We start from the raw sequence: 27,000 nt of genomic DNA, 5'->3' as shown, positions 1-27,000 counted from the left end.
CCACTGGCTCCTGTTTAACTTCCATCTATTCAACTTTCGCCTAAACAAACAGATCTATTCTGAATTGCTTACCCTCTCATTTCAAGATTTTATGAAAATAATTGATAATAGAGTTTCTTTGCTTCCCTTATATCCTTCATTCCGTGAATGAATAGTCGTCCATCTTTAAACAAAACGAATGCACGTTTCTTTATAGAGAAACTCAGTAAAAATTCGTTTCTTTTTATTTTCTCTACATATGAGGGCAATTGCTCCGCTACTTCTTTTAATTCTATTGCTAATTGCCTAGGCGGCCGAATTTGTACTGTATTGCGACCGCAAAGTACTGCAAACTTAGTTCTATTTTCATCATTTAAAAATGGATAATCTCGGTCTGCACCACACGAAGGACATTCCTCTTTCTTTAATGAATCTATTTTCATTTGCGTCATTTGATTATTCCAAAGATCAAAATACACAAGCTTTGTACGCAATGAATTATTATCATTAACTAGAATCTTAAGCGCCTCCGTCGTTTGAAAAGCGGCCACCATTTGTGCAGCCGGGCTAATGATTCCAACCGTATCACATGTTAGATTCGTTTCCGGTAAAGTGTCTAACATACAATATAAACAAGGTGACTTCCCAGCGTGAATAGTTAAACTAACTCCTGTTGCTCCAACACAAGCGCCATAAATCCAAGGGATCTTCCACTTTTGCGAAATATCATTCAGAATTAGGCGCGTTTCAAAGTTATCCGTCGCATCTAAAATAAGATTCGGTGTTTCATCTGTTAAATATTGTTCTAACCAAGTGGGATCCGCCTCTTCCACATATGTTTCTAGTTCGATGGTTGAGTTTATTTTTTTTAGTTCTTCACCTATTGCAATAGCTTTTGGCCATTTTTCATAAGCATGTTTCTCTTTATACATTTGCTGACGCTGCAGATTAGATATTTCCACATAATCGCGATCAACAATAGTTAACTTACCAACACCCGCTCTTGCAAGCATCTCCCCATTTGCTGTGCCTAGAGCACCCGCTCCAATCATTAAAATATGTGCAGCTTTTAATCTTATTTGTCCTTCTTTACCTATCGGGGTAAACATCTCTTGGCGAGAATACCGGCTATTCATTATATGCTTATCCCTGTTAATGGACTCGAAGCTTCAGCATATTTTTTCTTTGCAATTCTTCCAGCTTTATATCCCTGTCTACCTGCCTTCACGGCCCATTTCATTGCTTCAGCCATTTGAACAGGATTTCCCGCTCCAGATACTGCGCTATTTAATAGCACTCCATCTGCTCCTAACTCCATCGCAAATGCAGCATCACTTGGGGAGCCAATCCCCGCATCCACAATCACCGGGACTTTAGCATCTTTGATAATTAATTCAAGATTTATTGGATTAACGATACCTAATCCAGAACCAATAGGTGAAGCTGCCGGCATAACTGCGTGAACCCCGAGCTCTTGGAGTCGTTTTGCTAAAACAACATCGTCTGATATATACGGCAAAACAATAAATCCTTCCTCGAGTAGTTGTTCACTCGCTTTTAGTGTCTCAATAGGATCAGGTAATAACGTTTTATCACAACCAAATACCTCCACTTTCACCATATGACAAAGCCCCGAGGCTTTTGCTAAACGAGCAATTCGAACTGCTTCTTCAGCCGATTTTGCCCCTGCTGTATTTGGTAAAAAGCAAAATTTCTTTAGATTAATTTTTTCTAATAGGTTGGGTTGTTGTTCATCGAAAATATTCATTCTTCTAACTGCAAAGGTCAGTACCTCTGTATCAGAAACAGCGACCGATTCCTTCTGGATATCAACGGATGAAAATTTCCCTGTCCCTAAAAATAAACGTGATTGGAAAGTATAAGGTCCTATTTTTAACATGTTATCCTCCTCCTACAAATTGAACGATTTCAAAATGATCATTGTCTGTGATTTCCATTTCGCTCCATTCACTTCTCCCTAAGATCCTACCGTTCTGCTCTACTATTGCTAAGTCCTTATTTAAGGATAAAAAATGAATTAATTCTTTTACCCTTGTTACTTCTATTGGTATTTCTTGCATTTTGCCATTTAGGACAATTTGCATGTCATCACCTCCTAGACAAACTAAAAACCACTATCTCAGCAAAGATAGTGGTTATACATCAATAAAAAAGGTTTACACCTCTAAACAGAGGCTCAAAAACCTATTTCCCCACTTCCCTTCGCTGGTATTAACCAGATCAGGTTCCAAGAGTCCCGAAGTCGATCGCTTCAATCTCAGCCTTCTTAAAAGGCACCTCTAGTAGTTTAATAAAATTGAATATAAAGTTTACACAAAATATCCTATCATGTCTATCTAGACCTTGTCAAACTATTTAGAAACATCGATATATTTTGGATTATCCTTTCATTTTATTTAAGAGAATGATATGCTTTCCATTAAGAAATCCATTCTAAATTAAAGAAACACTAGGGGAATCCTTTTTTAGGACTGAGAGAAGAGTATAACTCTGATACCCTTATTACCTGAACAGGTTCGTACCTGCGGAGGAAAGTGACAAGTCTATTTTCACGCGTATTTTTTTACGCGGCGATACATCAGACCACTTTCCATTTCAGGAAAGTGGTCTTTTTACTTACAAAGGAGATATCAATATGAAATTAATTACTGTCACTGACGATCGCATGACAGAAAATAAGCTCGTTCACACCCTACTTCATATCGAACCATATGTATCAGCAATTATATTACGAGAAAAATCCAAATCCGAAGAAACATTAAAAATGATTATCGAAACACTTTACAAGAATAAATTTGATTTGCGCAAATTAATTATTCACGGGAATAGACATTTAGCGATATCAACGGGAATTAACCGTGTACAATTACCCAATAATGCTCCCCCTATAAATGGTATAAAATTGGAGTATCCACAACTTTCCTTAGGACGATCCATACACTCCATCGACAATGTTGCCGAACCTGTTGACTGGCTACTATATGGCCATATTTACAAAACAGCTTGCAAAAAGGGGATTATGCCACGCGGTCTTAAAGCGCTGCGAGAAATAACGTTTCATGCACATTGCCCTGTGTATGCAATTGGAGGCATTAAGCCCGAACACGTCCAATCAATCCGTGATGCTGGAGCTGCGGGTATCGCCGTAATGTCCTCTATATTCGGCGTAGCCAAACCAGAGAAAGCTGCAAAAGAATATGCAAAAGCTTGCGAGGTGTCCATCCATGACTCAATCTGTTGATGTAGCTATTATTGGTGGAGGAATTATCGGAAATACTGTTGCTTATTTCTTGGCAAAAGAGGGGCTATCTGTAGCAATTTTGGAAGCCGCTAAAATTGCCTCGGGCTCAACAAAAGCAGCAGCGGGAATGCTCGGGGCTCATTCAGAGTTTACTGGTAACAGCGCCTTCTATTCTTTTGCTAAAGAAAGTCAGTACTTATATGAACGGATCAGATCTGAAGTAGAAAAACTGTCAGGGATTGCCTTTGAACATACTAAAGGAGGAATCTTACAATTTAACCATCAAAAAGGAGAACCAATTCACTTTAAAGGAAAGCATATATTACCCGAAGTTATTCGTAGGTCAATCCCAAATGTGAATGTGCCTCAAGATGGCGGATTTTTATTTACTGAAGATATCCACATTCATCCAATTAAGACTTGCTATGCATTTTCTTACGCTGCAAGAGCACTTGGAGTATCTATTTATGAGAATACACCAGTGTTTTCTATAGACGAAGATGTAATTCAAACGCCTTCATTTGAATTACAGGCGAATCACATCGTTATTACTGCTGGAATTGAAAGTAGATCACTTTTACCTCTTCATTTATCTGGAGTGAAAGGGCAATGCATGAAACTTGAGGCTCCTGGGGTTACACTACCATACACACTATTTTATGAAGGAACATACATGCTTCAACGGGTAGATGGAACGCTCGTTGTTGGCGCAACGATGGAATTAGATGATAGTGAGGGTATTACGGCTGACGGTCAAGAAAGCTTAGCACTTATCGCAGAAAGTTTTTTACATGGCTCATCACAATTTAAAGTGCTGGATCGGTGGTATGGCTTTCGTCCGAAAACAATAGACGATCTTCCGTACATAGGACTTATCCCTAATTCAACCAATGTGTACGTTGCAACAGGTCATTTTCGCAATGGGATTCTTCTAGCACCCGCCACCGCAAAATTGATTAAGGACTTCATTCTTAAAAATGATATTTCCGAGGAGTTTTTGACTGCTTTTAACCCTGGTAGAGGGATAGCTACATATCAATATAACTGAAACTTTAAAAGGCCGCCGAGACTTTTGTCTCGACAGCCTTCATATTAAAGTCTGCTCTATTTTACGAACTGACAATACTATAAGCTTTTAACCAATTTTATTAGCGGCTAACCATGCTGCGCCGACGATTCCAGCGTCATTTCCTAATTCCGCTAACAAAATTTCTGTATTTTCAGCAATTGGTTTAAATGCATATTTTTTATATTTAGCTCTTAATGGTGTTAATAAAATATCGCCTGCTTTGGATACTCCTCCACCAATTACAATTTTCTCTGGATTTAGAATTGCAGAGGAATTCGCCAAGGCAATTCCTAAATAATCGGCAAGAAGTTCTACAATCTCATTTGCTAATTTATCACCTTTTGCGGCTGCATCAAAAACATCTTTCGCAGTTACTGTACCACTACTTTCTACAATCGGTTTCAATAATGATTCCCCATCATAAACTTTGAGTTTATCAAGTGCAGTTCTAACAACACCAGTGGCAGATGCCACTGTTTCTAGACATCCTGTTTTACCACAATTGCACATGTATCCACCATTTGAAACCGAGGTAATATGACCGACTTCACCAGCTGCACCTTTGCTACCATGAACAATATCACCTTTATAAATGATTCCCCCGCCGACCCCCGTACCAAGTGTAATGCAAATCAAATCTTTTGATCCTTTTCCTGCGCCTTTCCACATTTCACCAAGTGCAGCAACATTCGCATCATTATCAATTGCTACAGGTACATTTAATGCTGATTGCATTAAATCTCTTAACGGAAAATTATCTTGCCATCCAATGTTTACAGCTTCAAATAATAGTCCTTTATCTGTATCTACTGGACCAGGAGCACCAACTCCTGCAGCAACTAATGGACTGACATCGCCATGTAATTCAATTAATTTAGATTGAACCGAATCGCCAACCTCACTAATAATTGCCATTCCCCTATTATCTTTATTCGTTGGTATTTCCCATTTATGCACAAGTTCACCTGTTTCGGTAAAGAATGCTAGTTTTATAGAAGTACCCCCAATATCGATACCTGCCAGCCATTTTTCACTCATCTCATTTTCCCCACTATTCATTATTTTTTTTGTTCTTTAGTTATTTCATTTCTTAAAATTAAAAGAGCCTGTTGAAATTGTTCTTTTGGAATTAAATTAGCAAAATATAAATCTTTTATTTCGGCTTCCATCAATTCTAAATCAGCAATGCGCTCTCCCACATATACAAATATACCAAATTTTTTTAATAATTGTTGCACATCATAAACAGTATTCATAATTGCCTCACTTATAAACAAATTAAGTTAACTATTGTGTTTCAAGTTTCTTAAGAAGCGCTTCATACTTTTCATCCTCATACAATGATAGAGCTTTTTGTACATGTTTTGCCTGTTCCAAGTCTTCCGCTTCATAATATAAAAGTGCTAAATTAAATTGCGCCTCATGAAAATCGGGATTCAATCTAATTGCTTGTTGCAAGTGTTCTTTTGCCGCTGCATATTGTTCTCGATATATTTCTAATAAAGAAAGATGGAAATAAGTAATTTCATTCCCTTTATCTGTCGCAACATAATCACTAAGCAAACGATAGGCTTCTTCCATTTCACCCTTTTTCATTTGCTTCTCAGCTAGATTATTTACGACTTCTGGTCGATCGCTATGATAACCAAAATAAAGCATCGTTGACACAACTGCGGCAGTAATGATGACAAAACCCGCTTGCTGAAGAGATCGGCGTTTCTTCGGAAAGTGAACAATGCCTGTGGCAAGAAATCCACCCAGTAAACCACCAATATGTCCAGCATTATCAATCCCAGATACTGAAAATCCAAAAACTAAGTTTATCCCTATTAAAACAATTACGTTCATGCCCATCGTTCTGAAAAAAACTTGAGGATACACAACGCCAAGATATAGAAGTGCACCAAAACAACCAAAAATAGCACCACTAGCACCCGCTGATAAGTTTCCAGTAAAAACAAAACTTGCAAGTGTCCCAGTAAACCCAGAAAATAAATAAATCCATAAAAATCTTGCGCGCCCGAACATTTTCTCAACGGCAATTCCTAAATAATACAGCGCTAATGTATTCATAACGAGATGCAATATCCCGATATGTAAAAAAACAGGCGTAATAAAGCGCCACCATTCCCCCTCAAGAATAAGTGGATTATACTTAGCACCAAATTTGATTAATGTTTCGGTATTTGTGCTACCTCCATTGACCTCTAGCAATAGGAATACAATCACTTGAATAGCCATAAAAGCGTATGCAAAAAAAGGTTTACTGTACTCAAATAATTGTCTTTCCTCTTTCAATTGTTGTGAGGCCTTCTTATGTATGCTTGTTTTTAGCGAAACAATTTCTGATTCATCATAATCCGAATCGATTTGAAAATCAAGCTGATTATCAAGTATTTGACCAACTGCTTTTAATGCTTCATATGTATTTTCATTAGCCATTACAACTGTTTCTATTGTGACTTTCTCATTACTTAACTCATTATTCTCTATTAAGTATTCATAGTCATCTACAGGTAGATAGGTTGATATGTATAAATTAAGGACTGTTAACTTTTTGACAAATAAATGCTTCCTAATTTTTTCAGATTGAACGGACAGTATTTGAATATCACGTTTTATCTTGTTGGCCCAGTCCAAATCAAATCTAACTAGACGGATTAATCTTGCATTTTTATTTTTCTTATTTTCAAACCATAATTCAGTTTGGTTTTCATTTGCTCTTATTAATCGATAGCCACCTTCATTTGACAAAAAGTGGGCCAATCTCCAAAATAAATAATCTTCGCGTCGTCCAGACAATATGCAAGCCTCTCTTTCATACTCAAAACAAAGCTCGTCTCACTTCTATTCTAACTATAACCAAAATAAGCATTAGATGCAAAAACAATGTACAAACAAATACCAGCTAGCTAACAGCAATAGCAGAAAGCGCTCGTTCAGAGGCAACAAGCATAAGGCAAGTTGTATAGAAGTTCGATTTGTACCTTCTCAACAGATTAACTTATGCTTGTTGGTCCTAGCGCTTAAAGCGAGACGGAGGTCATCATTTACAAAAGTTATCCCCAAAAAGTGAATGTTAGATCTCTTTAAACCTATTTTCGAAAAGCGCTACTGATAAATTTTTCCCGAACGCCAGGCATCTTCATAGCTGTGCTAACGCTCATTTTTCTCAACCATCTATTACTAAGAATGCAATTAAGCAATTGATAGCGTCCCTTATACACAGCCACTGATAAAATGGCAAGCATGAGTAATTTACCAAACTGTTTCATTTGCCATCCCTCCTTCCACTATTGTGTGAAGAAGTGATAAATATATTCATTTTTACATCGATCTATCAGCAAATGATTATTTCCTGATCAGTTATAATCTTTTCTACCGGTAAATCATGGTTTTCATACGGCAAACCCTCCATTACCTGTTCAGAAAAAGCCAGTGAAATTGTTTCTCCTTGAAATCTTTCAAGATAACGATCATAATATCCCCCGCCAAAGCCAACTCTATATCCTCGATGGTTAAATGCTAAACCTGGAACAATTAATAGATCGATCTCTTTACTATGTATGTCTTTTTGCTCTCTTATTGGTTCAAATAAATTCATATATACTATTTCTAATTGATCAAAAGAAGTAATTTCTTTAAATTTCATCTCTTTTGTCACGGCCATACATTTTGGGATAACCATTCGTTTCCCCATCGCCCATCCTGCTCTAATCAATTGCCACGTATCTACCTCAGGAAAGTGTGACATCGTGATACCGATAGTTGTAGCATTCTTCCACTCCGAAGTCGCTGTTAAACAACTTGCGATAAGATACGAACGGTGCTCATAGGCAATTCTGTCCATTGACTGAAGTTGATCGCTCATCTTACGGCGCAATGTTTTTTTATCCACGCTGCCACTCCTTTTTCAAGTAATAAAAAAAGCCAGATCACTGGTGCGTACAGTGGTTTGGCTTTTTTCTTGTATTTATTTTGTTTCACGGTGCAAAGTAACCCGTTTTTCTCTAGGGCAGTATTTTTTAAGCTCAAGACGGTCAGTATTATTACGTTTGTTTTTTGTTGAAATATAATTACGCTCATTGCATTCCGTGCAAGCTAATGTAATATTTACGCGCATGTCTTTCCCTCCAAACTTCATTGCATTCTTCACTATTCATACGACTTTTCTATAATATCACTTTTTTTTTAGAAATGCTAGTCCAAATTACAGATATATCGCCTCTCCCCTATATAAAATCACTTACATTAGAGGAATTGTTCACTTTATGCTATAACTAGGATAAAATATTTATTGAGGTGAATTATGTATACAATGATTATTATTTTATTAAGTGCTTCGATTTTGTTATTTATTATATCCTTTTTTCAAAAAGATAGCGTGAAAATAATCGAAAAAGAAGTCGAACAACTTTCAATGAACATGCTTCAAGAGCAATATATGATGAAGAAAAGAATGAAGGTGCTTGAAGAAGAGCTACTTTTGGAAGATGATATTCTTCCGAACCAGCCGAAGAAAATCAATACACCTAATGAAATTTTAAAAAGTCATGTATTAGCTTTATATAACCAAGGCCTTGATATGAAGCAAATTTCCCAGCAATCCTCTCTTTCGATAGACGCTGTTAGAGATATCATTAATGGGAGGTTATAAACATGGATAAACGGAGTACGAGAGCTTTTTCCTTTGGTTTACTTCTTTCCGCAATACTCCTTCTCATCTTCCAGCAATTTTTCAATGGAGAAGTTGTACAAAAAGAACCTACCATTTCTAATCAACTCGAAGAAAAAAATGTTGAGATTACTAAATTAAAAGCAGAAGTGGCTCAGTGGCAAACTGATTATGAAGATTTAGTGGCAGAAAAAGCAAAAGAAAGTGACAAAAATACGAAATCAAAAACAAAAAAATATACTTTAACGATTAGTGAAGGCATGTCATCTAAAGAAATCAGCAGTGAGTTAGAAAAAGCGGAAATCATCTCTGATGCAAAAGCTTTTAATGATTTTCTAGGTGAACGCAAATTACAACGTTATATTCAGATTGGCAAGTATGAATTAGATAACGAAATGAACTTTGAACAAATGGCGGAAGCTATTACGAAAGAATCTTAAATACCAAAAAAGCAGTGCTTTTAAAAGCCTGCTTTTTTGGTATTTCTATTAATCTTCTACATTATCTTCGTTCTTATCTTCTTTGCCACGATTAGCTTTTAAATCAAAATAAGCCTGTAATACTTTATCCCCAATTTCCGAATTTATTTGATTTTCCGCTCCCCCCCTAACATTAAGATAAGCAGATGGTACGACAACAGACATCGCAACTTCCGGATTTTCATATGGAGCATAAGCAACGAGCGTTAAGTTCCACACATCTGTCCCTTGCTCTCTCGTTTCTGCTGTTCCTGTTTTTCCAGCTGCCCGATATGGTTTATCTTTAAAAAACTTTCCAGTCCCTCTCGGACTATGGAAAACTTCCCAAAAACCTTGTTGTACCCTTTCCACTATTTCCTTTGATGTCTCTACTTTATTCAATACCTTTGGTTCCATTGCTTGAGCTAAAGGCCCGATGCCACCGTCCTTGTCACCAGGTTCTCTGATCTCCTTCACAATCTGCGGTTGCATTCTGTATCCGCCATTGGCGATCGTTGACACATATTGAGCTAGTTGGAGGGGGGTAAACGTATCAAATTGCCCGATAGAAAAATCCAATACCTTTCCTGGTTCAGCAGTTTCAACATTTCCTTGATACCCTATTTGTTCCCCTGGTAAGTCAATTCCTGTTCTCACACCTAGTCCTAATTGTCCGAAATGATTACGCATCTCAGAGAAGGCTAGTTCTTTGTCAATGCCAAGCGGTTGGTTTCTTCTATATTGTCCACCACCAATTGCGATTGCTGTCTTAAACATATATACGTTAGAGGATCTAGCTAAAGCTTGTCGGTCCGTAAGATAGACATTATTCCCGCCCCTATTAAACCAGGAGCTTTTGACTGGAGTTTTTAGAATATGAAGCGGTTCATCTAATATACTTGTATTATTCGGATTAATTGCACCCGTCATATAACCGGTCAATACTGTTGCCCCTTTAACAGAAGAACCTACAACATAACTCGTCGTAAAATTACCCGCCGCAAAATCAGTAAATTCATATTTTCCTTTTTCTTCATTATATAAATACTGTTTTCCAGAAAGGGATAAGATTTCACCGGTATTCGGATCCATTAATACAACAAACGCGCGATCAAGTAGGCCAGTACCTCCTTTTCTTTTTGTATTTATAAGCGCCTCTTCGATAATTTTATCTACGGCCTGTTGCAACTCTATATCAATCGTTAACACAAGGTCTTTACCGCGCATCCCTTCTTGCAGCAACACTGTTTCCAATACATTTCCAGAACGGGTTACATTTTTTACTTTTTCCTTTTGTCCACGTAACACATCTTCATATTGAAGTTCAAGATAGCTTTTGCCAACACGATCATTACGGCTATATCCACGTGAAAGATAATAGTCAATGTTTTCCGCTGGTAGTCCTGATGTGATACCTCCTAAAATCGAACGTAACGTATCTTTGAACACATATTGACGTTCCCAATCCGTTGTCGTATCAACACCAGGTAGCAGACTTAAGTGCTCGCTAACGAACGCGAGCTCCTCTTTTGTCACATTATCATTTTTTACAATTTGTGGAACAAGTGCATATCCACTTGTAAACTCGCGATAAATTGCTAAGACTTCAAGATCTTCTTGTGAAAGTGAAGCAAGTTCCTCTTCTGTCACCCGTTCACGTTGTAATTTATACATTTCACTTTCATTTTCTTTACCTTCATATTTTTCTTTTTCTTCCTTTGTTATTTTCGCTTCCGCTTCCTTAGGATTTTTTAATATCCAAAAATCAATCTTGTCCCTTTCGGTTATTTTATCCGTATCTTGTTTGATAATTTTAGCAAGAGCTTCAGCGGTTTCTAATGTTTCTTTTTGGTTTGGTGTTTTCGCTGGTGTGTATGTAATGGCTTTGCGAGGCTTATTATCAACAAGTAATTTAAGATTTTTATCGTATATCAGACCACGTGGTGTTGATGTACTTACTGTCACATCATCTGTACGCTCAATCTCCCTTTTGGCGTCTTCTCCGTACACTATCTGAATGACCCCTAATCGAAGAATCAATATCGCAAACAATAAAAAAACAATAAAAAACAACATGTTCATTCTAATTGGAACATGAGACTTTTTCTTTTTATCTTTATTTTTCAAGCCGTACAGTCCTTTCTTCCCCAACTGCTTTTCTTCTATTGTAAAAGAAAAGACGAGTCAATACAACTACCTATCACATATCTACTCGCACTTTTGTCAGAATAAAAGCAGCAAGCGTATGACCTATCCCTACTACCAAAAGAAAAATTGGTATACTGTCGGTAGTGCCAAAATATGTAATTGTAGCAATGAAAGCAATGATAGATATAACGCGCCCCATATTTAAAAATAGTTCCTTCACTACAATATACTCAATCCTCATTTCAGCCGCTTTCCAGCCCTTCCCGATTACATCAAGTGTCATAGAAGAATATGGCACAAGCATCAATGGATAAGCAATACCCAGTAAACCTCCATATATAAGCAGCTTAGCATAGGTAATGTCAAACACAATGAGGAAGATCGCTACATATAGCAAGATCCCTCCTGCTACCATTACTACCTTTCTCTTCTCCTTTTTTATTAGGCGCGTTGCTAATGTGTACATAATAAACGCTATGCTAGAATTTATAAGTCCGAACGTACCAAGGGCGAATTCATCTTGCGTCACAAGAAATATAAACACAGAAATAACGAAGACGAACGTCCCTTCCCTAAGCCCTTGTAAGAAATGTGCGTTTGTGACGAAGCGCCAATTAGCATTATTTTTCCTTTCAGTGAAAATTCTTAAAAACATATATTGTCCGGATGCTGGCCGTCTTTTAATAAAAAAGCTAGTTATTACAGCACCCAAAAATAGAAGCAATGAAATAGCAAAAATGACTGTGTAACCTATATTTGAAACAAAACGAGTAATAATAAATCCAGCTGAAATCGGCCCTATAATCCCACCTATCGATGTGAGCGCACCCATAAATCCGTTAAAAAAGTCCCTTGTCTCTGGTTCTGTAATCTCGAAAGTTAATACGTTAAAAGCGAGCCAATAAAACCCATAGCCAATCCCCAAAAGACCACCAAGAAGAATGAGATGCTCCGATGACTTTTCTCCAAAAGACAAAACCGCTATAAAAAATAACGCAAGGGAAATAACACCATATCTCAGCACGATCACTCTGTCTACCTTTTTCGCCCATCTACCAGCTAAGATAAAAGTAATCGGTTGAAAAATAACAATTGCTAAATTGTATATAGCAAGATCAATAAAATCTTTGGATTGTTTCCATAAATAAATATTCACAAATGTATTAGATAATGAAATACTAATCGAGTACAAACCACCAATTAGTAAAAGTAAAAATAAATCTTTCGAAACATCCATATTACCGAACACTTTTTTAATTACATGCATAACAAAAACTCCCCTTTTCATCTTATCTATTTTAAGTGAAAAGAAGAGTTTTATACGTCAAAAGTGAAAGTGTCTAAATTTATTATATTATGCCATTATGGCTTTAATATCTAAAACTGGACAGAGCGCCCTATTTCAGCGTTCGAATGCATCTATACTATTCTTTATCATCAAGCGCACTTTTCAGCTCATCTTCGATCGATGATTCTGCTAATTTAACTTTAGACCGATATGCCGCCCTGATAATAAGATGACCAGCTACTGGCGCGGTTAGAAAAACGAATATAATGCCAAGAATAAGACGCACACTTATAAATGATTCAGCTGCCCAAAAGTAAACGAATGCTCCTGTAAGGGTTAATAGTACAGCTAATGTTGTGCTTTTCGTTGCGGCGTGGATACGTGTATAAACATCTGGAAAACGTATAATACCTAATGCGCTGATCACACTGACTACACTACTTATAAAAATAAGGAATACAGCAGCATATTTAACGATCTCGCTTATATTCAACAATTACACCCCTCTCAATAAATTTAGAGAGCGCAATCGTACTAATAAAAGCTAGTATTCCAATGATAAGAATAACTTCTAGAAATGCTCTCGTTTTTAGTAAAATGGATATAACAGCTATACCTGAAATGAGATTAACACCTATTGTATCCATTGCAATCACACGATCAGGCATCGATGGCCCACGAATAATTCGGTATAGAACAATAGCTATAGACAATGCAAATAAAGAAAGTGATATACCCAGGATGAATTCGATCATTATCGAGTCACCTCCATAATTGCTTTCTCAAATTTCGCAAGAGAGCGTAAAAGACTGTCTTTCGATTGTTCCAAATCCATTCCATGTATATAAAAGACATTGCCCTCAGGAGATACTTCCATAACTACTGATCCAGGCGTCAATGTCAAGAGCATGGCTAGTGCTGTTACTTCCCAATCACTTTTCAATGCTGTTTCATACGTAAAAATGCCTGGTTTAATATCAAGTGTTGGGCTTAATATCTGCTTAAGTACAACAAAACTTGATTGTAATAGCTCTGAAATAAAAATGATAATGAGTTTAATAATCGAATAGACACGACGTAAATAAAATTGCTGGCCGAAAAAACGATGCATAAGGAAAACAATGACAATACCGACAAGGAAGCCTGCGAAGAAGGTGGAAAATCTTAGCACATCTTCATCACGTAATAGCATCCATAGCAATGCTATAAATAAATTTAATAAAAATTGAGCTGGCATCGATATCCCCCCCTCCTCTCAAGTCTAACTTTATACCCTACATGATTCATTTTTGATCACCCAAAATCGCTTGAATATAAATATTTGGATTTACCAACGTATTAGCTGCATCATTTACATAAGTTGATATTGATTCGGCTCCAACTCCGAGAAGTGCAGTACCGACTCCAAGTAATACACATGGGATTAATAAGCCTCGCTTTAGCGGCACTTCGTCTTCTTCACTGATGATTGTTTCTCCCCAGAAACAGTTCATAAAGACACGAAGAAGAGAATACAACACAAAAATACTAGAAATAAAGGCCAGCGCTAGCAAAACATAAGATCCAGTTTCAATAGCACCTTCCCCTACTAATATCTTTCCAATAAATCCACTAAGAGGTGGAATACCTGCAAGTGAAAGAGTGGCAATAAAGAATAGCCATCCTAATAGAGGATAATTCCGAATAAGACCACTCATCTTATCTATTTTCCCCGTACCAGTTAAGGCAATGATTGTTCCAGCTAATAAGAATAGTAGAGCTTTTACAATCATGTCATGTACTAAATAATAGATCGATCCTTCCATGGCAGTCTTGGTAGAAATAGCAAGTCCAACAAGAATAAATCCAACAGCAATAACAACATTATAAGAAACAACTTGGCGTATATCCTTATAAGCAATTGCGCCTAGACTTCCGCCAATCATTGTAATACCCGCCATCACTCCGATAATCGTATGAGTTATGGTAGGTTCATGGTAAAAGAGCAATGTAAACACACGGAGCATCGCATAAATGCCAACCTTTGTTAACAACGCCCCAAATAATGCGGCTATCGCTGGTGGCGGCGCACTATATGAACCTGGCAGCCAAAAATATAGTAGTAATCCCGCTTTTAAGCTAAAGACAAGCAAAAATAAAATGCTGATCGTTGTCAATAGTGGGCCTTGTCCTACTTCTGCAATACGTTGAGATAAATGTGCAAAGTTTAATGTTCCAACTGTTCCGTATAAATACGCAATCGCCACAAGAAAAAACCAAGACGATAGTACATTAATTGCCACGTATTTGATTGCTGCTTTCAGTTGAAGCTTTTTTCCTCCGAGTGAAATAAGTACATAAGATGCTACCAACATTACTTCAAAACATACAAATAGATTGAAAAGGTCACCTGTCATAAATGAACCATTCACACCTGCAACTAAGAAGTGAACAAAGGGATAAAAAAACATATTTTCGCGTTCTTTGCTAATAGATGAAAAGGCATAAAGAAGACAAATTGCAGTAATGATGCTAGTCGTCAAAACTAACAACATAGAAAACGAATCTGCTACAAAAAGAATGCCATAAGGCGGTTCCCAGCCTCCAAAATTAAGATGCAATATCCCTTCTGCCTGAATCTGATTTAATATATATAAACTAAGTCCAGCTATTCCAATCATCGCTGCAAAACTAATCCACCGCTGAATACGGACGAAGGAGCGGAGGAAAACAAGAATGATTCCTGTCAACACTGGTATAACCATTGGTAGTACAAGTATATTATTCATTATTAGAACCTCTTAATGGATCAAGATCTTCCGTCCTAGATTCTTGATACGAGCGATATACTAACACAAGAAAAAAAGCTGTAACTCCAAAACTAATCACAATCGCCGTTAAAATAAGCGCTTGTGGTAATGCATCTACATATGGTCCCTCTCCTCCTAGTAATGGAACCTTACCAGTTTTCAATCCTCCCATGGTCATAATGAGCAAATGAACTGCATGAGAAAGTAATGATGTCCCCAAAATGACACGAATTAAGTTACGGGAAAGGATTAAATATGTCGCTACAGTTACCAAAACCCCTACAAGGATGGTAATTAAAGTTTCCATAGACTACTCATCCTCACTTATACTCAATATTATTGTTACTACTACACCCACAACCGCTAAAGCAACACCGGCCTCAAAAATAGTCACAGTTGCTAATTCTGTTTCTCCGAAAACAGGTAAATGAAAATGAGAAAATGTTTGAGTTAAAAAATGGGAGTCAAATAAAATTGCACCGAAGCCACTTGTCACTGCAATTAAAACACCTAAAGCAGCAACCCGTTTAAAATCAAATGGAATCCCTTTATGGACTGTTTCAATATCATAAGCAAGATAAAGCAGCACAATGGCAGAAGCGAGAACAAGACCACCGATAAAACCGCCACCTGGATTGTTGTGTCCCGATAAAAATAAATATACTCCCAAAGTCAAGATGATAAAAACAACCATCCTTGTAACTGTTTGTAAAATAACATCATTTATTTTCAATGTCCTGCCCCCCCCTACTAGCCTTTAGCTTAATTAATGTAAATACACCAATTCCGGCAATGAATAACACGACGACTTCAAGCATTGTATCAAATGCACGAAAATCACCTAAAATTGCATTGACAATATTATTGCCTCCCGCAAGTTCATATGCATTTTCAAAGTAAACAGAAATCGATTCAAACATTTTACCACTTTGAACGGAAAGCCCGATAAGCGTTACGATAGTACCCGTTGCAATCGCAATAAATGCATGAACCATTTTTGTTTTGGGTTTGTATGTCTCCCTGTCCCACTCTGGTAAGAAACGAAAGCATAATAAAAATAAAGCGGTCGTAACTGTTTCTACCACAAGTTGAGTGAGAGCCAAGTCCGGTGCACGAAATAATACAAAGAAAATAGCGATGGAGTAGCCAAGCACACCATTCAATAAAGTAGCTGTCAGGCGAGATTTTGCAAATAAAATTGAAATCCCTGCAATCATCATGACTAAGACTAGAATCCATTCATAAATCCTAATTGGAGCATTTCCTGAGCTATCAAACGAAAATGCGCCTAAGAAAAACAGTCCCCCTCCAACAGCAGTAAAAAAGAATAGATATACATAAAGAGCATAATCTCGAAGATTCCCGGTCATATATGATCTAGTGATCTCTGAGGAGCGAATTTCTGCTTGCATTAGCATCATGTTGTATAGTGAATTTAAACTCCAATGTGGTGGAAACAATCGATAGATCGGCTTCCAATGACGCAGAATACTGAATAATAATACCCCAACAATGATCACACCAATTGTCATCATTAACGGCGTGTTCCATCCATGCCAAGCAGAAATATGCGGTGCAAGTTCTGTCGCCTCGAAGGTTGGAAAAATACTCATCATCGCTGGTTTTAACAAATAAACACCGACTAAATTAGGAAAAAAGAAAATACTTACGACAAGAACCGCTAAAACACTAGGAGCAATTAACATACCTACAGGAGCTTCTTGACCTATATGCTCCAACTTTTCTGGCTGATATGGACCAAGAAAGGTTTTAAAAACAATAATCATACAGTAAACAAATGTTAAAACACTTGCTATCCAAGCAACAACAGGAAAAAGCACACCAATATTTCCTATTGCTAAGATATCAAGTTCATTTATCCTAACGACAGCGTCAAAAAACATTTCTTTACTTAAGAAGCCATTAAAAGGAGGTAATCCGGCCATTGAAAAACTACCAATTATTGCTATAGTAAAAGTAATCGGCATCAAGGCCATTAAGCCTCCAAGTTTACGGATATCCCGCGTACCGAGTTCATGGTCGATAATACCGACAACCATGAATAAAGCTCCTTTAAATGTAGAATGATTGATAAGATGAAAGAGCGCAGCAAATGTCGCTTGTGTGTATATAACCGATTCTGAGCTATATCCTAAGTGGAGAGCTGCAGAACCAAGGCCAAACAAGCTCATAATTAAACCCAGTTGACTAATAGTAGAGTAGGCAAGTAACGCCTTAAGGTCAACCTGCCGTACAGCATTGAAAGAGCCCCAAAATAGAGTGAATATACCGACACTACCAACAACCCAAAACCAAACTTGATCGCCACCAAAGACAGGGGTAAAACGGGCAACAAGATAGATACCTGCTTTAACCATCGTTGCTGAGTGTAAGTAAGCACTAACTGGTGTCGGAGCCTCCATCGCATCAGGCAACCAAATATGAAAAGGAAATTGCGCAGATTTTGTGAATGCGCCTAAAAGTATCAAAAGCATTGCAGGAAGAAATAATAAGTGATTAGTATAGTCACTCATTGACATAACAATCTCCCGGACACTTAATGTATCCGTCATTGTATAAACCATAATAAAACCTGCAAGCATGGCTACCCCGCCACTGACTGTTATTAATAATGACTTTTGCGCACCATACCTTGAATTTTTCCGATGGTACCAAAAGGCAATTAATAAGAAAGATGAGATACTCGTTAATTCCCAAAACACATATAACACAAAAATATTATCTGAGAATACGACTCCAAGCATTGCTCCCATGAATAAAAGCAAGTAAATATAAAAATGATGTAGAGATTCCCTTGCAGATAAATAGTAAATGGAGTAAAGTATGACCAGACTACCAACACCAGTAATTAACAGTCCAAAAATCATACTAAGACCGTCTAGATAGGTAGAAAAGTTGATACCATATGTAGGAATCCATTCAATTGTTTTTAAATAAGTATCCCCTGATGCTACGGATGGGATATAACGGGCAAGCAAAATAAAAAGAATTACTGGAACAGCAAGTACAAACCAACCTATATGTAAACGTGGTATTCGCTTATAAAAGAATGGAATAAGTGCTGCAACTAAAAAAGGAAGCATAATCGCGATGATGACAGTAAACAAAACCAAACCTCCATTTCAATATCATTGTGAGATACAAACCATACTCTAAGGTATGCTGTCCTTAATTCCCGGTATTTATAATAGAAGAAGAGATGGAGTATTTTTTGTAGGAAATCAAGATTATTACAAATACTTAAAGTAAAAAATGTATCAAATTCTTATTTCTTCAATAGTTAGCCTAAGGGGAGTAATTCAATCCGACGATTTGGATTGGTTGGAATAGTAGACTAAGTGGGCATATTTAAGACAAATTATACACTAATATTATTTATCATGCACGATTTGAAGTTTCCTTTTGATAATAGATTTGTAATAAAACGTGTTTTTTCACAAATTCCCCACATAATAGAATAAATTAAAGCTTGCAATATTATCTCTAATCGTCTATGATGATTAAGTTTTAATTCTATCATTAGAGTGTGACATTATGGGTGATTAATAAGAAATAAAGAGGTGACTATCGCCGTGAAAAAAGTAAAAGGGCGTATGGATGAGTGTATTCTTGTTTGTGTGTATTATGGTCCAAATGGAGAACGTCTGATTAGACGTGGTCATAAAATGGCGAGTATAATGGATTGCCCTTTATATGTATTGACGGTCGATCCACTTCCGTATGACGAGTTTGACGCGGAAAAGTCTGGGTATGTTGATAGTTGGAAAGAATTAGTAACGGAATTAGATATTGATGAATTTATCCTCAAAGATAATGAGAAGCGACCTTCTAGTAAAGTGATTGCTGAAGTAGCCCATCATTTTAATATCACACAAATTATTATCGGTCAGACCGCACAAAGTAGATGGGAAGAAATCACAAAGGGATCGTTCCTGAATGTATTATTAAGAGATATCCCATTCGTTGATTTTCATGTCGTATCGATCGATCGGTCCATAAAAAGTGAAGAGGAAGAATATTACGAAAAGGGCGTTCGTGGTTATTTGGTGAAAGATGGAGATAATTATCAACTTAGTTTTTCTAGTTCTAAACAAGTAAACCATGAGGGAATCTTCTACAAAGAAATTGGTACAGATTTTAATAATGGTGTTTTTAAATTCATGAAAGATAATAAAACATGTCAAGTTCATATTACAGACGATAAAGTTACTGAACCCATCCATTTCTGTCCATATATTAAAGAAGAAGTCCTAAAAAAATGAAACATATAAAAATAAAAAGGGTGTTCATGAGTTTGGCTCATGAACACCCTTTTATTTACCATTATTTTGCTGCATCATATAATTTTTGAACTTCGTCCCAATTAACGACATTCCAGAACGCATTCATATACTCTGGACGACGATTTTGGTATTTCAAATAATATGCATGCTCCCATACGTCAAGTCCTAATAAAGGCGTTTTACCTTCCATTAGTGGGCTATCTTGATTCGGAGTACTTGTAATTTCAACTTCTCCGTTATTTAGAATTAACCAAGCCCAGCCAGAACCAAAACGTCCAGCTCCTGCTGCAGCAAATGCTTCTTTGAATTTATCAAAGCTGCCAAATTTGCTGTTGATCGCTTCTGCTAATGAACCAGCAGGTTCTCCGCCACCTTCAGGTGAAAGTAGTTTCCAAAACAATGAGTGGTTTGCATGTCCCCCACCGTTATTGCGGACTGCTGTACGGATAGATTCAGGAACAGAATCAAGATCCGAAATCAACTCTTCTACTGACTTGCTTGCAAGCTCGGAATTTCCTTCCAAAGCTTTGTTCAAGTTTGTTACGTATGTGTTGTGATGTTTTGTGTGGTGAATATTCATTGTCTCCTTGTCAATATGAGGCTCAAGAGCATCGTATCCATAAGGAAGTTGCGGTAATTCGTATGCCATTTAATATTCCTCCTATGTAATTATTTTGAATCATTAAACGATTCAAGCGGTTACACCTTAAGATTATCAAAATTGGACACTTCATTCAAACTTTATGCCTGATTAATTATTATTTAAAAATAAGAAAGAGAAAATAAGCGACCATTATGATTTGAATGATTCCCTTCACTGCCACACTACTAATAAAGCCAACGACAGAACCTATACCTATTTTTATAGCTAAAGTAAACTTTGTTCTGTTCATAATTAATTCTCCAATTACTGCTCCAAGAAACGGACCTATTAAAATACCAAAGACTGGAATAATAAACGGTCCAACCAAAATACCAATGGTACTCCCCCACATTCCAGCTTTTGATCCGTCGAATTTTCTCACTCCTATTATGTTAGCAAGATGATCAGCAATAAAAAGTAAAAGGAGGAATAATGATTGAACAAGCCAAAACAACCAGTTTAATGGCTCAAATGAAAACAACAAACCATAAAGTATAAAAGCCCCTGCCAAAAATAATACACTTGGGATAATAGGATACACAAGCCCTACAAATGCAATTATAATGAGAATAATAACTAGTAACCAATATACTATTTCCATACGACACTTCCTTTTTATTCATTTTCCTTACAATTGAGTTAATTTCTCATTGCTTAATCTGAACATTCACAAGAAAGTGCGTTCATTAATTCCCTAATAGAAGGTTTTAACCTTAAAGGCTGCAGTGAAAATCAACTCTGTTCAGATTTCCATTTGAGTTTCTCTATTGTTAAATTGATGCAATTAAATAATATTGAAGAAAACAAATTTCCGAACAATTAAGCACTTTTATCAAAAATGCTTGAATTATAAAGTTGATCACATCTACACTATAAAGGATTGATTATGCAAATAGGAAGTGATCCAGTGAAAAATATATCTATTTTTACAATGTTTTTTAAAAGCCTTTATTCAGGGATGAGTATTGCAAAATACAGATTTATCGGTATAGGTAAAACGCTGCAATATGTTTTTTCCCTCGCTATACTATACTTTTTACCCGGTTTCTATCGTATATTAATTTCTAATAAAGACTCTTCCATCTTAGTGCCAGGTTTCGATTTAGATACAGGGAGCCTAATGATCATTTTACCAATTTATATTCTCTTTATGTATATTTTTAACGCTGGGGTAATCGTATGTAAAATAACAATATTAGCTGCCATTGCTTTGTTACTAGCTAAACTACTGAATCGCACATTACCATACAGACAAGGTTGGCGACTAACCACGTTCAGTATCACATTCTCCACCTTACTGTTCAGCCTGATGACTTTGTTTAATCTGGAAATACCTGGTGCATTCATTATTGATCTATTGGCATCTTCAATTTATATACTCATAAGCATTTCAAAAATACCAAAACAAAAGCTTAAAAAGCTTGTTTAGAATCTGTGATAAGCATATGCCAATCCATTAAGAAGATTGATATTTACTTCTTAGTAGATTGGCTTATAATCATTAGCGACTGTATTTAGACAACAAGCTCAATTGAATAACTACTTATACTTACTTTATAAAATAAAATTTTTAGGAATAATACTGCTTTCACTCTCATATAGATGTCACATCTATATAATGAGGCGGGGATTTATAATGAAAAGCATCGCAGCTTTAATCGTAGGAATAATCGTAATCTATAGTATGTATCATGATTTGACCGTTGGTACGCTTCCAAATAACGAGATACATTCCATCTCAACATCTGATGAAATGATAAAGGGAAATAACACTTATACACTTATCGAAATTAAACAAGGTGATACAGTGTTATCTGTTCTTGAACAGTTAACTCAAGGCTCTTTACCTGTTTCAATCGAACAAGCTGTGGACGACTTTACGGATTTTAATAATGGTGTGAAGCCTGAGCAAATCCAAACTGGAGAAACGTACAAATTCCCATTATATCGCTAATTCACCTTCATAAAATAATAGCTGAATGTTGTCAATATAGGTATAAAATTGTTACAATGAGTACGCAACTATAATTCTTCGTTAATTAAAAGGAGAGAAAAACCCTTGGGTGAAATAATACATCGTTCGAAAACGCGTCCCGTTAAGGTTGGTAACTTAACGATCGGCGGAAGTGACGAACTCATTATTCAAAGTATGACTATGTCTAAAACACATGACGTAAAAGCAACGGTTGATGAAATTAATCGTTTAACAGAGGCAGGTTGCCAAATCGTTAGAGTTGCATGTCCTGACGAAAGAGCAGCAAGAGCCATCTCAGAAATCAAAAAAAGAATTACCATACCGCTCGTAGTAGATATTCATTTCGATTATAAACTTGCTCTAATTGCAATCGAGGGCGGCGCAGATAAAATTCGGATCAATCCAGGAAATATTGGACGCCGAGAAAAAGTAGAGGCAGTTGTTAAAGCAGCTAAAGCGAAAGGCATTCCGATTCGTATCGGAGTAAACGCAGGAAGCTTAGAAAGGCATATCGTTAATAAATACGGTTATCCGACTGCTGATGGCATGGTGGAAAGCGCGCTTCATCACATCAAAATTCTTGAAGACTTAGATTTTCATGACATCATTGTTTCAATGAAAGCATCGGATGTCAATTTAGCAATTGAAGCTTATGAAAAAGCAGCAAGAGCATTTGACTATCCTCTCCATCTTGGCATCACAGAAAGTGGAACGCTTTTTGCTGGGACAATCAAAAGTGCAGCAGGGCTAGGCGCTATCTTAAGCAAAGGTATTGGAAATACATTACGTATTTCTTTAAGTGCAGACCCAGTAGAAGAAGTAAAAGTAGCCCGTGAACTACTTAAATCATTCGGTCTCATCTCTAATGCCGCTACACTTGTCTCTTGCCCTACATGTGGAAGAATTGAAATTGACTTAATCAGCATTGCTAATGAAGTCGAAGAATATATTCAACATATTAAAGCACCACTGAAAATATCCGTTTTAGGATGTGCCGTAAATGGACCAGGTGAAGCTCGTGAAGCTGATATTGGTATTGCAGGTGCTCGTGGTGAAGGATTATTATTCAAAAAAGGAAAAACAGTTAGGAAAGTTCCAGAAGAGACAATGGTTGAGGAATTGAAAAAGGAAATTGATATAATGGCTGAAGAATATTTCAAAAAACAAGAAGAAGAAAAACTAGAAAAAGAAAAAGAAAATATTGTAAATTAATGAAAACAGCACGGCAATAAAACCGTGCTGTTTTATTAAAATTGATCGTTCACTAAATATGAGATTAGATGCTGTAAAGGAGATTATTTAAATTGCAGAAAAGATTTGGCATTGATATCGATGGAACAGTCACATGTCCGACATCCCTCGTACCACATATAAATAAAGCATTTCAATTAGACATTACTTTGGAGGATTTAACAGAGTATGAAATTACAGAGTGTTTGAATATCCCGAAAGATTCCTTTTATGAATGGTTTGTAACTGCAGAACCGGAGATTTATTCTCAATCTCCACTTGCTGTTGGAGCAAAACCAGTATTATCTAAATGGATTAACGAGCATGATTTATACTTTATTAGCGCCAGAGCAAATACTCTAAGGGATGTTACAGAAGCTTGGTTTCATACCCATGCTATCGATTATCATCACATTGAATTAATCGGCTCCCACGATAAAGTTTCAACAGCAAAAAAACACCAAATCGATTTATTTTTTGAAGATAAACATGATAATGCCGTAGCAATCTCAGAGGAATTGAATATACCAGTTATCCTTTTTGACACTCCTTATAACAGAAAACCTTCACCAGAAAATGTAATTCGCGTTTATAATTGGCAAGAGGCAGAAAATTGGGTTGAAAATTGGCTTAACATTGAAAATAAACAAGAAGCCTAACTGGCTTCTTGTTTACATTTTGGACATCTCCCATATATTTCAAACTTATGATCAACCACATCATACGCCCCCAAGTCCTCTGTAACAAATTCCATCGGACAAGCCTTGATCGCTTTTGACCCACCGCAATCTAAGCAGATAAAATGGTGATGATGATCATGAGTAGTACATGTATAACGAAAATGCTTTTCACCTGCAAGGTCTGTCGCCTCTAGTATTTCTAAATCATAAAAAAGCGATAGATTTCGATAGATTGTATCGAAACTTAACCCAGGGTAATCGACTTGCATCTCCTCAAACACGTCTTTAGCGGTTAAATATTTATTATTGGTTGCGAAAATTTCAAGCATCTGCTCCCGCTTTCCAGTAACTTTATATCCTTTATTTTTTACTGTCTGAATCGCTTCAGCAATATGCATGTCCTCACCTCAATTTATATTTATCGGTCTATTACTTTGAATCTTTTTATAACCTATCACAATAAGTAATATGGCAATTGCTATCATTACGATGGTTCCACCAGGTGCAAGGTCTAAATAATAGGCACTAATAAGTCCTCCAATTACCGCAGTCTCTCCAAATAATATCGACAAATAAATCGTTTGTTTAAACCCACGTGCAATTCTCATACTTGCAGCTACCGGGAGTGTCATTAAAGCAGAGACAAGCAGTATACCAACTATTCGCATAGATGCTGCAATTACTAGAGCAATCATAACCATGAATAAGAAATGAATCCCTTTAGCTGGAATTCCAGATGTTTTTGCATGTTCTTCATCAAAAGACAATAAAAATAGTTCTTTGTATAACATGATCACTGCGAGAATAACAAACGCACTGATTGCTAAAATAACATATAAATCTGTTTTACTCACTGCACTAACGCTTCCGAATAAATAGTTAAGTAAATCAGTATTAAATCCATCTGCTAGTGAAATAAATATAACACCAATCCCTATCCCTCCTGATAAAATGATCGGAATTGCGAGCTCTTGATAATGTTTATACACACTTCTCAATCGTTCAATAAATATCGAACCCAGTACAGAAAAGGCCATACCTAAATATAATGGATTCATTCCTGCAAACAACAATGTTTTTTTACTCAAAAACAAGCTTGCTGCGATACCCGAAAGTGTAACATGGCTTAACGCATCCGCTATTAATGAAAGCCTCCTAACAACTATAAACGTGCCAAGTAGTGGAGCTATTAATCCAATTAATATGCCGGTTAAAAATGTGTTTTTTAAAAAATCGTACTGAAAAATCGCTGTAATCATTTAATTGTATCCACCTTCTTAATGAGACTCGTGATCATGTGATAAGACATGCACATCATGGTGATAAAAAGAAGACAAATCCTCGGGATTTAACTTCTCAAATTCTTCTGTAACTCCATGGAAATGTAAATGTTTATTTAAGCAAGCTACATGTGTTACTTTATTTGTAATGGTGCCGATATCGTGGGTAACTAAAAGCAAAGTAATTCCCAATTCTTTATTCAATATATCTAGCATCTCATAAAAAGATTTTACATTTCTCGCGTCCACCCCAACTGTTGGCTCATCAAGAATAAGAATGTCCGGTTTTGAAACAATAGCTCGAGCAATAAAAACCCTTTGTTGCTGCCCGCCCGAAAGTTCTCCGATATTCCTATTGGTAAATTTTTCTAATCCGACAGATTTTATTGCTTCCATAATATCATTTTTTCTACCTTGACCAATGAAACGAAATAACCCAATTTTCCCAGTTAACCCACTTGCGACTACTTCAAATACAGTTGCTGGAAAACCACTATTAAAAGAATTAGCTTTTTGGGAAACAAAACCAATTCGATTCCATTCCTTAAATTTGCTTTGCGGTTGACCGAATAATGATATTTCCCCTTCTTGAGGCTTTAATAACCCAAGAATTAGTTTAAGTAATGTTGACTTTCCAGATCCATTCGGCCCGACAAGACCAAGGAATGACCCAGATGGGATTGTTAAGTTTATATGTTCAAGCACATTTTCTCGATCATAACGAAAACTCGCATTTTTTATTTCAATAATTGCTTTTTGCGTCATTTGTATACATCCTCTTATAATCAGAATCATTCCGATTTACTCATAAAAAAATTATACACAACCTTGCTTGACTTGTAAATAGATAAGCATCAGTATACTTCAGTGATATAAATTAGGCATATATTAATTTTACTGTCACAAATTCCTTCTCTCAAACATACATATTGATGAGGAGTGATGCCTAATGAAGCTATTAAAAAATATGGTCAATTACAAAATTAACAGTATAACCACAGAGGATTTATTAAAGTATGCTAGCCAGGTTAATATTCAAATCGCAAAACCACAGGCAGAAAAAATAGCTAACTACTTACATGGAAAAAATTTAGATATTTTCGATGATCGAACACGTTCTCAGGTAATTAAAGAGGTCGCAAAAGTGGCGGGACCAGAAACGGCTCGAGAATTGAATAAACTTTTCATACAATTTACAAGCTAATTAGAACACGAATGAC

Annotated in this window: 33 protein-coding genes and 2 riboswitches; of the genes, 10 read left to right on the top strand and 23 right to left on the bottom strand. The window is 36.5% G+C overall.

Features of this window, described 5'->3' with window-relative positions; all coding sequences use genetic code 11:
• Positions 1-89: 89 nt before the first annotated feature.
• The 3 genes from BLE01S_RS03890 to thiS are packed head-to-tail and all read right to left on the bottom strand — an operon-like array spanning position 90 to position 2,084.
• Positions 90-1,115 (bottom strand): ThiF family adenylyltransferase, encoded by a 1,026-nt coding sequence (locus BLE01S_RS03890; protein WP_066137447.1) that lies wholly within the window; start codon positions 1,113-1,115, stop codon positions 90-92.
• Positions 1,115-1,879 (bottom strand): thiazole synthase, encoded by a 765-nt coding sequence (locus tag BLE01S_RS03885; RefSeq protein ID WP_066137446.1) that lies wholly within the window; start codon positions 1,877-1,879, stop codon positions 1,115-1,117. The genes BLE01S_RS03890 and BLE01S_RS03885 overlap by 1 nt, the downstream gene beginning before the upstream one ends.
• 1 nt (position 1,880) lies before the next feature.
• Positions 1,881-2,084 carry a sulfur carrier protein ThiS gene (thiS, locus tag BLE01S_RS03880; RefSeq protein ID WP_066137445.1) on the bottom strand — a complete coding sequence of 68 codons (204 nt, stop codon included), beginning with the start codon at positions 2,082-2,084 and terminating at the stop codon, positions 1,881-1,883.
• A gap of 96 nt (positions 2,085-2,180) precedes the next feature.
• Positions 2,181-2,291, bottom strand: a riboswitch (TPP riboswitch).
• Positions 2,292-2,441: 150 nt separating this feature from the next.
• Positions 2,442-2,550, top strand: a riboswitch (TPP riboswitch).
• An 85-nt stretch (positions 2,551-2,635) separates the two neighbouring features.
• Here thiS and BLE01S_RS20315 point away from each other — a divergent pair.
• On the top strand, positions 2,636-3,241 hold the full coding sequence (locus tag BLE01S_RS20315; protein ID WP_082788662.1) for a thiamine phosphate synthase: 606 nt from the start codon (positions 2,636-2,638) through the stop codon (positions 3,239-3,241).
• Positions 3,225-4,289: an FAD-dependent oxidoreductase gene (locus BLE01S_RS03875; protein WP_066137444.1), complete on the top strand. Its 1,065-nt coding sequence runs from the start codon at positions 3,225-3,227 to the stop codon at positions 4,287-4,289. Before BLE01S_RS20315 ends, BLE01S_RS03875 begins: the two co-directional genes overlap by 17 nt.
• Positions 4,290-4,376: 87 nt before the next feature.
• Here the strand turns inward: BLE01S_RS03875 and BLE01S_RS03870 are convergent, their stop codons facing one another.
• From BLE01S_RS03870 to rpmG, 6 genes are all read right to left on the bottom strand, one after another.
• Complete coding sequence (locus BLE01S_RS03870; RefSeq protein WP_066137443.1) at positions 4,377-5,348, bottom strand: ROK family glucokinase; 972 nt, start codon at positions 5,346-5,348, stop codon at positions 4,377-4,379.
• Positions 5,349-5,368: 20 nt separating this feature from the next.
• Positions 5,369-5,566, bottom strand: a complete 198-nt coding sequence (locus tag BLE01S_RS03865; protein ID WP_066137442.1) for a YqgQ family protein — start codon at positions 5,564-5,566, stop codon at positions 5,369-5,371.
• A 31-nt stretch (positions 5,567-5,597) separates the two neighbouring features.
• The gene (locus BLE01S_RS03860; protein ID WP_066137441.1) at positions 5,598-7,112 is read right to left on the bottom strand and encodes a rhomboid family intramembrane serine protease; all 1,515 of its coding nucleotides are present in this window, start codon (positions 7,110-7,112) and stop codon (positions 5,598-5,600) included.
• Positions 7,113-7,405: 293 nt separating this feature from the next.
• Positions 7,406-7,585, bottom strand: coding sequence for a protein YqgO (yqgO, locus tag BLE01S_RS03855; RefSeq protein WP_066137440.1), 180 nt, complete (start codon positions 7,583-7,585; stop codon positions 7,406-7,408).
• A gap of 65 nt (positions 7,586-7,650) precedes the next feature.
• A complete protein-coding gene (locus tag BLE01S_RS03850) occupies positions 7,651-8,208 on the bottom strand; it encodes a 5-formyltetrahydrofolate cyclo-ligase (RefSeq protein WP_082788576.1) in 558 nt (185 codons plus the stop codon).
• A 75-nt stretch (positions 8,209-8,283) separates the two neighbouring features.
• Positions 8,284-8,433, bottom strand: coding sequence for a 50S ribosomal protein L33 (rpmG, locus tag BLE01S_RS20310; RefSeq protein ID WP_082788575.1), 150 nt, complete (start codon positions 8,431-8,433; stop codon positions 8,284-8,286).
• Positions 8,434-8,619: 186 nt separating this feature from the next.
• Between rpmG and BLE01S_RS03845 the strand changes: the two genes are divergently transcribed.
• Entirely contained in the window at positions 8,620-8,967 is a 348-nt protein-coding gene (locus BLE01S_RS03845) for a hypothetical protein (RefSeq protein WP_066137439.1), read from the top strand.
• Between the two features lie 2 nt (positions 8,968-8,969).
• A complete protein-coding gene (locus BLE01S_RS03840; protein WP_066137438.1) occupies positions 8,970-9,425 on the top strand; it encodes an endolytic transglycosylase MltG in 456 nt (151 codons plus the stop codon).
• A 48-nt stretch (positions 9,426-9,473) separates the two neighbouring features.
• Here BLE01S_RS03840 and BLE01S_RS03835 read toward each other — a convergent pair whose 3' ends face one another.
• The 9 genes from BLE01S_RS03835 to BLE01S_RS03795 all read right to left on the bottom strand — a co-directional run bounded on the left by BLE01S_RS03835 (position 9,474) and on the right by BLE01S_RS03795 (position 18,796).
• On the bottom strand, positions 9,474-11,525 hold the full coding sequence (locus BLE01S_RS03835; RefSeq protein ID WP_082788661.1) for a peptidoglycan D,D-transpeptidase FtsI family protein: 2,052 nt from the start codon (positions 11,523-11,525) through the stop codon (positions 9,474-9,476).
• Positions 11,526-11,643: 118 nt separating this feature from the next.
• Positions 11,644-12,858, bottom strand: coding sequence for an MFS transporter (locus tag BLE01S_RS03830; protein ID WP_066137437.1), 1,215 nt, complete (start codon positions 12,856-12,858; stop codon positions 11,644-11,646).
• A gap of 157 nt (positions 12,859-13,015) precedes the next feature.
• Positions 13,016-13,372 carry a Na+/H+ antiporter subunit G gene (locus BLE01S_RS03825; RefSeq protein WP_066137436.1) on the bottom strand — a complete coding sequence of 119 codons (357 nt, stop codon included), beginning with the start codon at positions 13,370-13,372 and terminating at the stop codon, positions 13,016-13,018.
• Positions 13,350-13,634 carry a Na(+)/H(+) antiporter subunit F1 gene (locus BLE01S_RS03820; protein ID WP_066137435.1) on the bottom strand — a complete coding sequence of 95 codons (285 nt, stop codon included), beginning with the start codon at positions 13,632-13,634 and terminating at the stop codon, positions 13,350-13,352. The genes BLE01S_RS03825 and BLE01S_RS03820 overlap by 23 nt, the downstream gene beginning before the upstream one ends.
• On the bottom strand, positions 13,634-14,116 hold the full coding sequence (locus BLE01S_RS03815; protein WP_066137434.1) for a Na+/H+ antiporter subunit E: 483 nt from the start codon (positions 14,114-14,116) through the stop codon (positions 13,634-13,636). Before BLE01S_RS03815 ends, BLE01S_RS03820 begins: the two co-directional genes overlap by 1 nt.
• Before the next feature lie 46 nt (positions 14,117-14,162).
• Positions 14,163-15,647 (bottom strand): Na+/H+ antiporter subunit D, encoded by a 1,485-nt coding sequence (locus BLE01S_RS03810; protein ID WP_066137433.1) that lies wholly within the window; start codon positions 15,645-15,647, stop codon positions 14,163-14,165.
• Complete coding sequence (locus BLE01S_RS03805; RefSeq protein WP_066137432.1) at positions 15,640-15,975, bottom strand: Na(+)/H(+) antiporter subunit C; 336 nt, start codon at positions 15,973-15,975, stop codon at positions 15,640-15,642. Before BLE01S_RS03805 ends, BLE01S_RS03810 begins: the two co-directional genes overlap by 8 nt.
• A 3-nt stretch (positions 15,976-15,978) precedes the next feature.
• The gene (locus tag BLE01S_RS03800; protein WP_066137431.1) at positions 15,979-16,401 is read right to left on the bottom strand and encodes a Na(+)/H(+) antiporter subunit B; all 423 of its coding nucleotides are present in this window, start codon (positions 16,399-16,401) and stop codon (positions 15,979-15,981) included.
• Positions 16,388-18,796 (bottom strand): Na+/H+ antiporter subunit A, encoded by a 2,409-nt coding sequence (locus tag BLE01S_RS03795; protein ID WP_066137430.1) that lies wholly within the window; start codon positions 18,794-18,796, stop codon positions 16,388-16,390. The genes BLE01S_RS03800 and BLE01S_RS03795 overlap by 14 nt, the downstream gene beginning before the upstream one ends.
• A 465-nt stretch (positions 18,797-19,261) precedes the next feature.
• On the opposite strand from BLE01S_RS03795, the gene BLE01S_RS03790 reads away from it, so the two are divergent.
• The gene (locus BLE01S_RS03790) at positions 19,262-19,951 is read left to right on the top strand and encodes an adenine nucleotide alpha hydrolase family protein (RefSeq protein WP_066137429.1); all 690 of its coding nucleotides are present in this window, start codon (positions 19,262-19,264) and stop codon (positions 19,949-19,951) included.
• 61 nt (positions 19,952-20,012) lie between these two features.
• On the opposite strand, the gene sodA is transcribed toward BLE01S_RS03790, so the two are convergent.
• Both sodA and BLE01S_RS03780 read right to left on the bottom strand, forming a co-directional pair.
• On the bottom strand, positions 20,013-20,621 hold the full coding sequence (gene sodA / locus BLE01S_RS03785; RefSeq protein WP_066137428.1) for a superoxide dismutase SodA: 609 nt from the start codon (positions 20,619-20,621) through the stop codon (positions 20,013-20,015).
• Positions 20,622-20,730: 109 nt separating this feature from the next.
• Entirely contained in the window at positions 20,731-21,216 is a 486-nt protein-coding gene (locus BLE01S_RS03780; RefSeq protein WP_066137427.1) for a DUF456 domain-containing protein, read from the bottom strand.
• A gap of 306 nt (positions 21,217-21,522) precedes the next feature.
• Here BLE01S_RS03780 and BLE01S_RS03775 point away from each other — a divergent pair, with 306 nt between their 5' ends.
• From BLE01S_RS03775 to BLE01S_RS03760, 4 genes are all read left to right on the top strand, one after another.
• A complete protein-coding gene (locus tag BLE01S_RS03775; protein ID WP_066137426.1) occupies positions 21,523-22,044 on the top strand; it encodes a DUF1189 family protein in 522 nt (173 codons plus the stop codon).
• Between the two features lie 207 nt (positions 22,045-22,251).
• Positions 22,252-22,569 (top strand): protein YqfZ, encoded by a 318-nt coding sequence (gene yqfZ / locus BLE01S_RS03770; protein ID WP_066137425.1) that lies wholly within the window; start codon positions 22,252-22,254, stop codon positions 22,567-22,569.
• A gap of 105 nt (positions 22,570-22,674) precedes the next feature.
• Positions 22,675-23,802: a flavodoxin-dependent (E)-4-hydroxy-3-methylbut-2-enyl-diphosphate synthase gene (gene ispG, locus BLE01S_RS03765; RefSeq protein WP_066137424.1), complete on the top strand. Its 1,128-nt coding sequence runs from the start codon at positions 22,675-22,677 to the stop codon at positions 23,800-23,802.
• 92 nt (positions 23,803-23,894) lie between these two features.
• Positions 23,895-24,479 (top strand): 5' nucleotidase, NT5C type, encoded by a 585-nt coding sequence (locus tag BLE01S_RS03760; protein ID WP_066137423.1) that lies wholly within the window; start codon positions 23,895-23,897, stop codon positions 24,477-24,479.
• Here BLE01S_RS03760 and BLE01S_RS03755 read toward each other — a convergent pair.
• The 3 genes from BLE01S_RS03755 to BLE01S_RS03745 are packed head-to-tail and all read right to left on the bottom strand — an operon-like array spanning position 24,476 to position 26,545.
• Entirely contained in the window at positions 24,476-24,898 is a 423-nt protein-coding gene (locus BLE01S_RS03755) for a Fur family transcriptional regulator (protein WP_066137422.1), read from the bottom strand. The genes BLE01S_RS03760 and BLE01S_RS03755 overlap by 4 nt on opposite strands.
• 9 nt (positions 24,899-24,907) lie before the next feature.
• Positions 24,908-25,759, bottom strand: coding sequence for a metal ABC transporter permease (locus BLE01S_RS03750; protein WP_066137421.1), 852 nt, complete (start codon positions 25,757-25,759; stop codon positions 24,908-24,910).
• A gap of 18 nt (positions 25,760-25,777) precedes the next feature.
• The gene (locus tag BLE01S_RS03745) at positions 25,778-26,545 is read right to left on the bottom strand and encodes a metal ABC transporter ATP-binding protein (RefSeq protein WP_066137420.1); all 768 of its coding nucleotides are present in this window, start codon (positions 26,543-26,545) and stop codon (positions 25,778-25,780) included.
• 184 nt (positions 26,546-26,729) lie between these two features.
• Here BLE01S_RS03745 and BLE01S_RS03740 point away from each other — a divergent pair, with 184 nt between their 5' ends.
• Positions 26,730-26,984, top strand: a complete 255-nt coding sequence (locus tag BLE01S_RS03740; protein WP_066137419.1) for a DUF2624 domain-containing protein — start codon at positions 26,730-26,732, stop codon at positions 26,982-26,984.
• Positions 26,985-27,000 lie beyond the last annotated feature (16 nt).

The organism is Lederbergia lenta NBRC 16444, assembly GCF_001591545.1.
In the GTDB taxonomy this organism is placed as follows: Bacteria; Bacillota; Bacilli; order Bacillales; family Bacillaceae_C; genus Lederbergia; species Lederbergia lenta.
The sequence above is the reverse complement of the archived record's forward strand: the minus strand, read 5'-3'. Positions and strand labels throughout refer to the sequence as shown.

Coding starts and splice junctions, on each gene's coding strand:
- BLE01S_RS03890 (WP_066137447.1), bottom strand. CDS start 1,115: ATGAATAGCCGGTATTCTCGCCAAGAGATGTTTACCCCGATAGGTAAA.
- BLE01S_RS03885 (WP_066137446.1), bottom strand. CDS start 1,879: ATGTTAAAAATAGGACCTTATACTTTCCAATCACGTTTATTTTTAGGG.
- thiS (WP_066137445.1), bottom strand. CDS start 2,084: ATGCAAATTGTCCTAAATGGCAAAATGCAAGAAATACCAATAGAAGTA.
- BLE01S_RS20315 (WP_082788662.1), top strand. CDS start 2,636: ATGAAATTAATTACTGTCACTGACGATCGCATGACAGAAAATAAGCTC.
- BLE01S_RS03875 (WP_066137444.1), top strand. CDS start 3,225: ATGACTCAATCTGTTGATGTAGCTATTATTGGTGGAGGAATTATCGGA.
- BLE01S_RS03870 (WP_066137443.1), bottom strand. CDS start 5,348: ATGAGTGAAAAATGGCTGGCAGGTATCGATATTGGGGGTACTTCTATA.
- BLE01S_RS03865 (WP_066137442.1), bottom strand. CDS start 5,566: ATGAATACTGTTTATGATGTGCAACAATTATTAAAAAAATTTGGTATA.
- yqgO (WP_066137440.1), bottom strand. CDS start 7,585: ATGAAACAGTTTGGTAAATTACTCATGCTTGCCATTTTATCAGTGGCT.
- rpmG (WP_082788575.1), bottom strand. CDS start 8,433: ATGCGCGTAAATATTACATTAGCTTGCACGGAATGCAATGAGCGTAAT.
- BLE01S_RS03845 (WP_066137439.1), top strand. CDS start 8,620: ATGTATACAATGATTATTATTTTATTAAGTGCTTCGATTTTGTTATTT.
- BLE01S_RS03840 (WP_066137438.1), top strand. CDS start 8,970: ATGGATAAACGGAGTACGAGAGCTTTTTCCTTTGGTTTACTTCTTTCC.
- BLE01S_RS03835 (WP_082788661.1), bottom strand. CDS start 11,525: ATGAACATGTTGTTTTTTATTGTTTTTTTATTGTTTGCGATATTGATT.
- BLE01S_RS03830 (WP_066137437.1), bottom strand. CDS start 12,858: ATGCATGTAATTAAAAAAGTGTTCGGTAATATGGATGTTTCGAAAGAT.
- BLE01S_RS03820 (WP_066137435.1), bottom strand. CDS start 13,634: ATGATCGAATTCATCCTGGGTATATCACTTTCTTTATTTGCATTGTCT.
- BLE01S_RS03815 (WP_066137434.1), bottom strand. CDS start 14,116: ATGCCAGCTCAATTTTTATTAAATTTATTTATAGCATTGCTATGGATG.
- BLE01S_RS03810 (WP_066137433.1), bottom strand. CDS start 15,647: ATGAATAATATACTTGTACTACCAATGGTTATACCAGTGTTGACAGGA.
- BLE01S_RS03805 (WP_066137432.1), bottom strand. CDS start 15,975: ATGGAAACTTTAATTACCATCCTTGTAGGGGTTTTGGTAACTGTAGCG.
- sodA (WP_066137428.1), bottom strand. CDS start 20,621: ATGGCATACGAATTACCGCAACTTCCTTATGGATACGATGCTCTTGAG.
- BLE01S_RS03780 (WP_066137427.1), bottom strand. CDS start 21,216: ATGGAAATAGTATATTGGTTACTAGTTATTATTCTCATTATAATTGCA.
- yqfZ (WP_066137425.1), top strand. CDS start 22,252: ATGAAAAGCATCGCAGCTTTAATCGTAGGAATAATCGTAATCTATAGT.
- BLE01S_RS03755 (WP_066137422.1), bottom strand. CDS start 24,898: ATGCATATTGCTGAAGCGATTCAGACAGTAAAAAATAAAGGATATAAA.
- BLE01S_RS03750 (WP_066137421.1), bottom strand. CDS start 25,759: ATGATTACAGCGATTTTTCAGTACGATTTTTTAAAAAACACATTTTTA.
- BLE01S_RS03745 (WP_066137420.1), bottom strand. CDS start 26,545: ATGACGCAAAAAGCAATTATTGAAATAAAAAATGCGAGTTTTCGTTAT.
- BLE01S_RS03740 (WP_066137419.1), top strand. CDS start 26,730: ATGAAGCTATTAAAAAATATGGTCAATTACAAAATTAACAGTATAACC.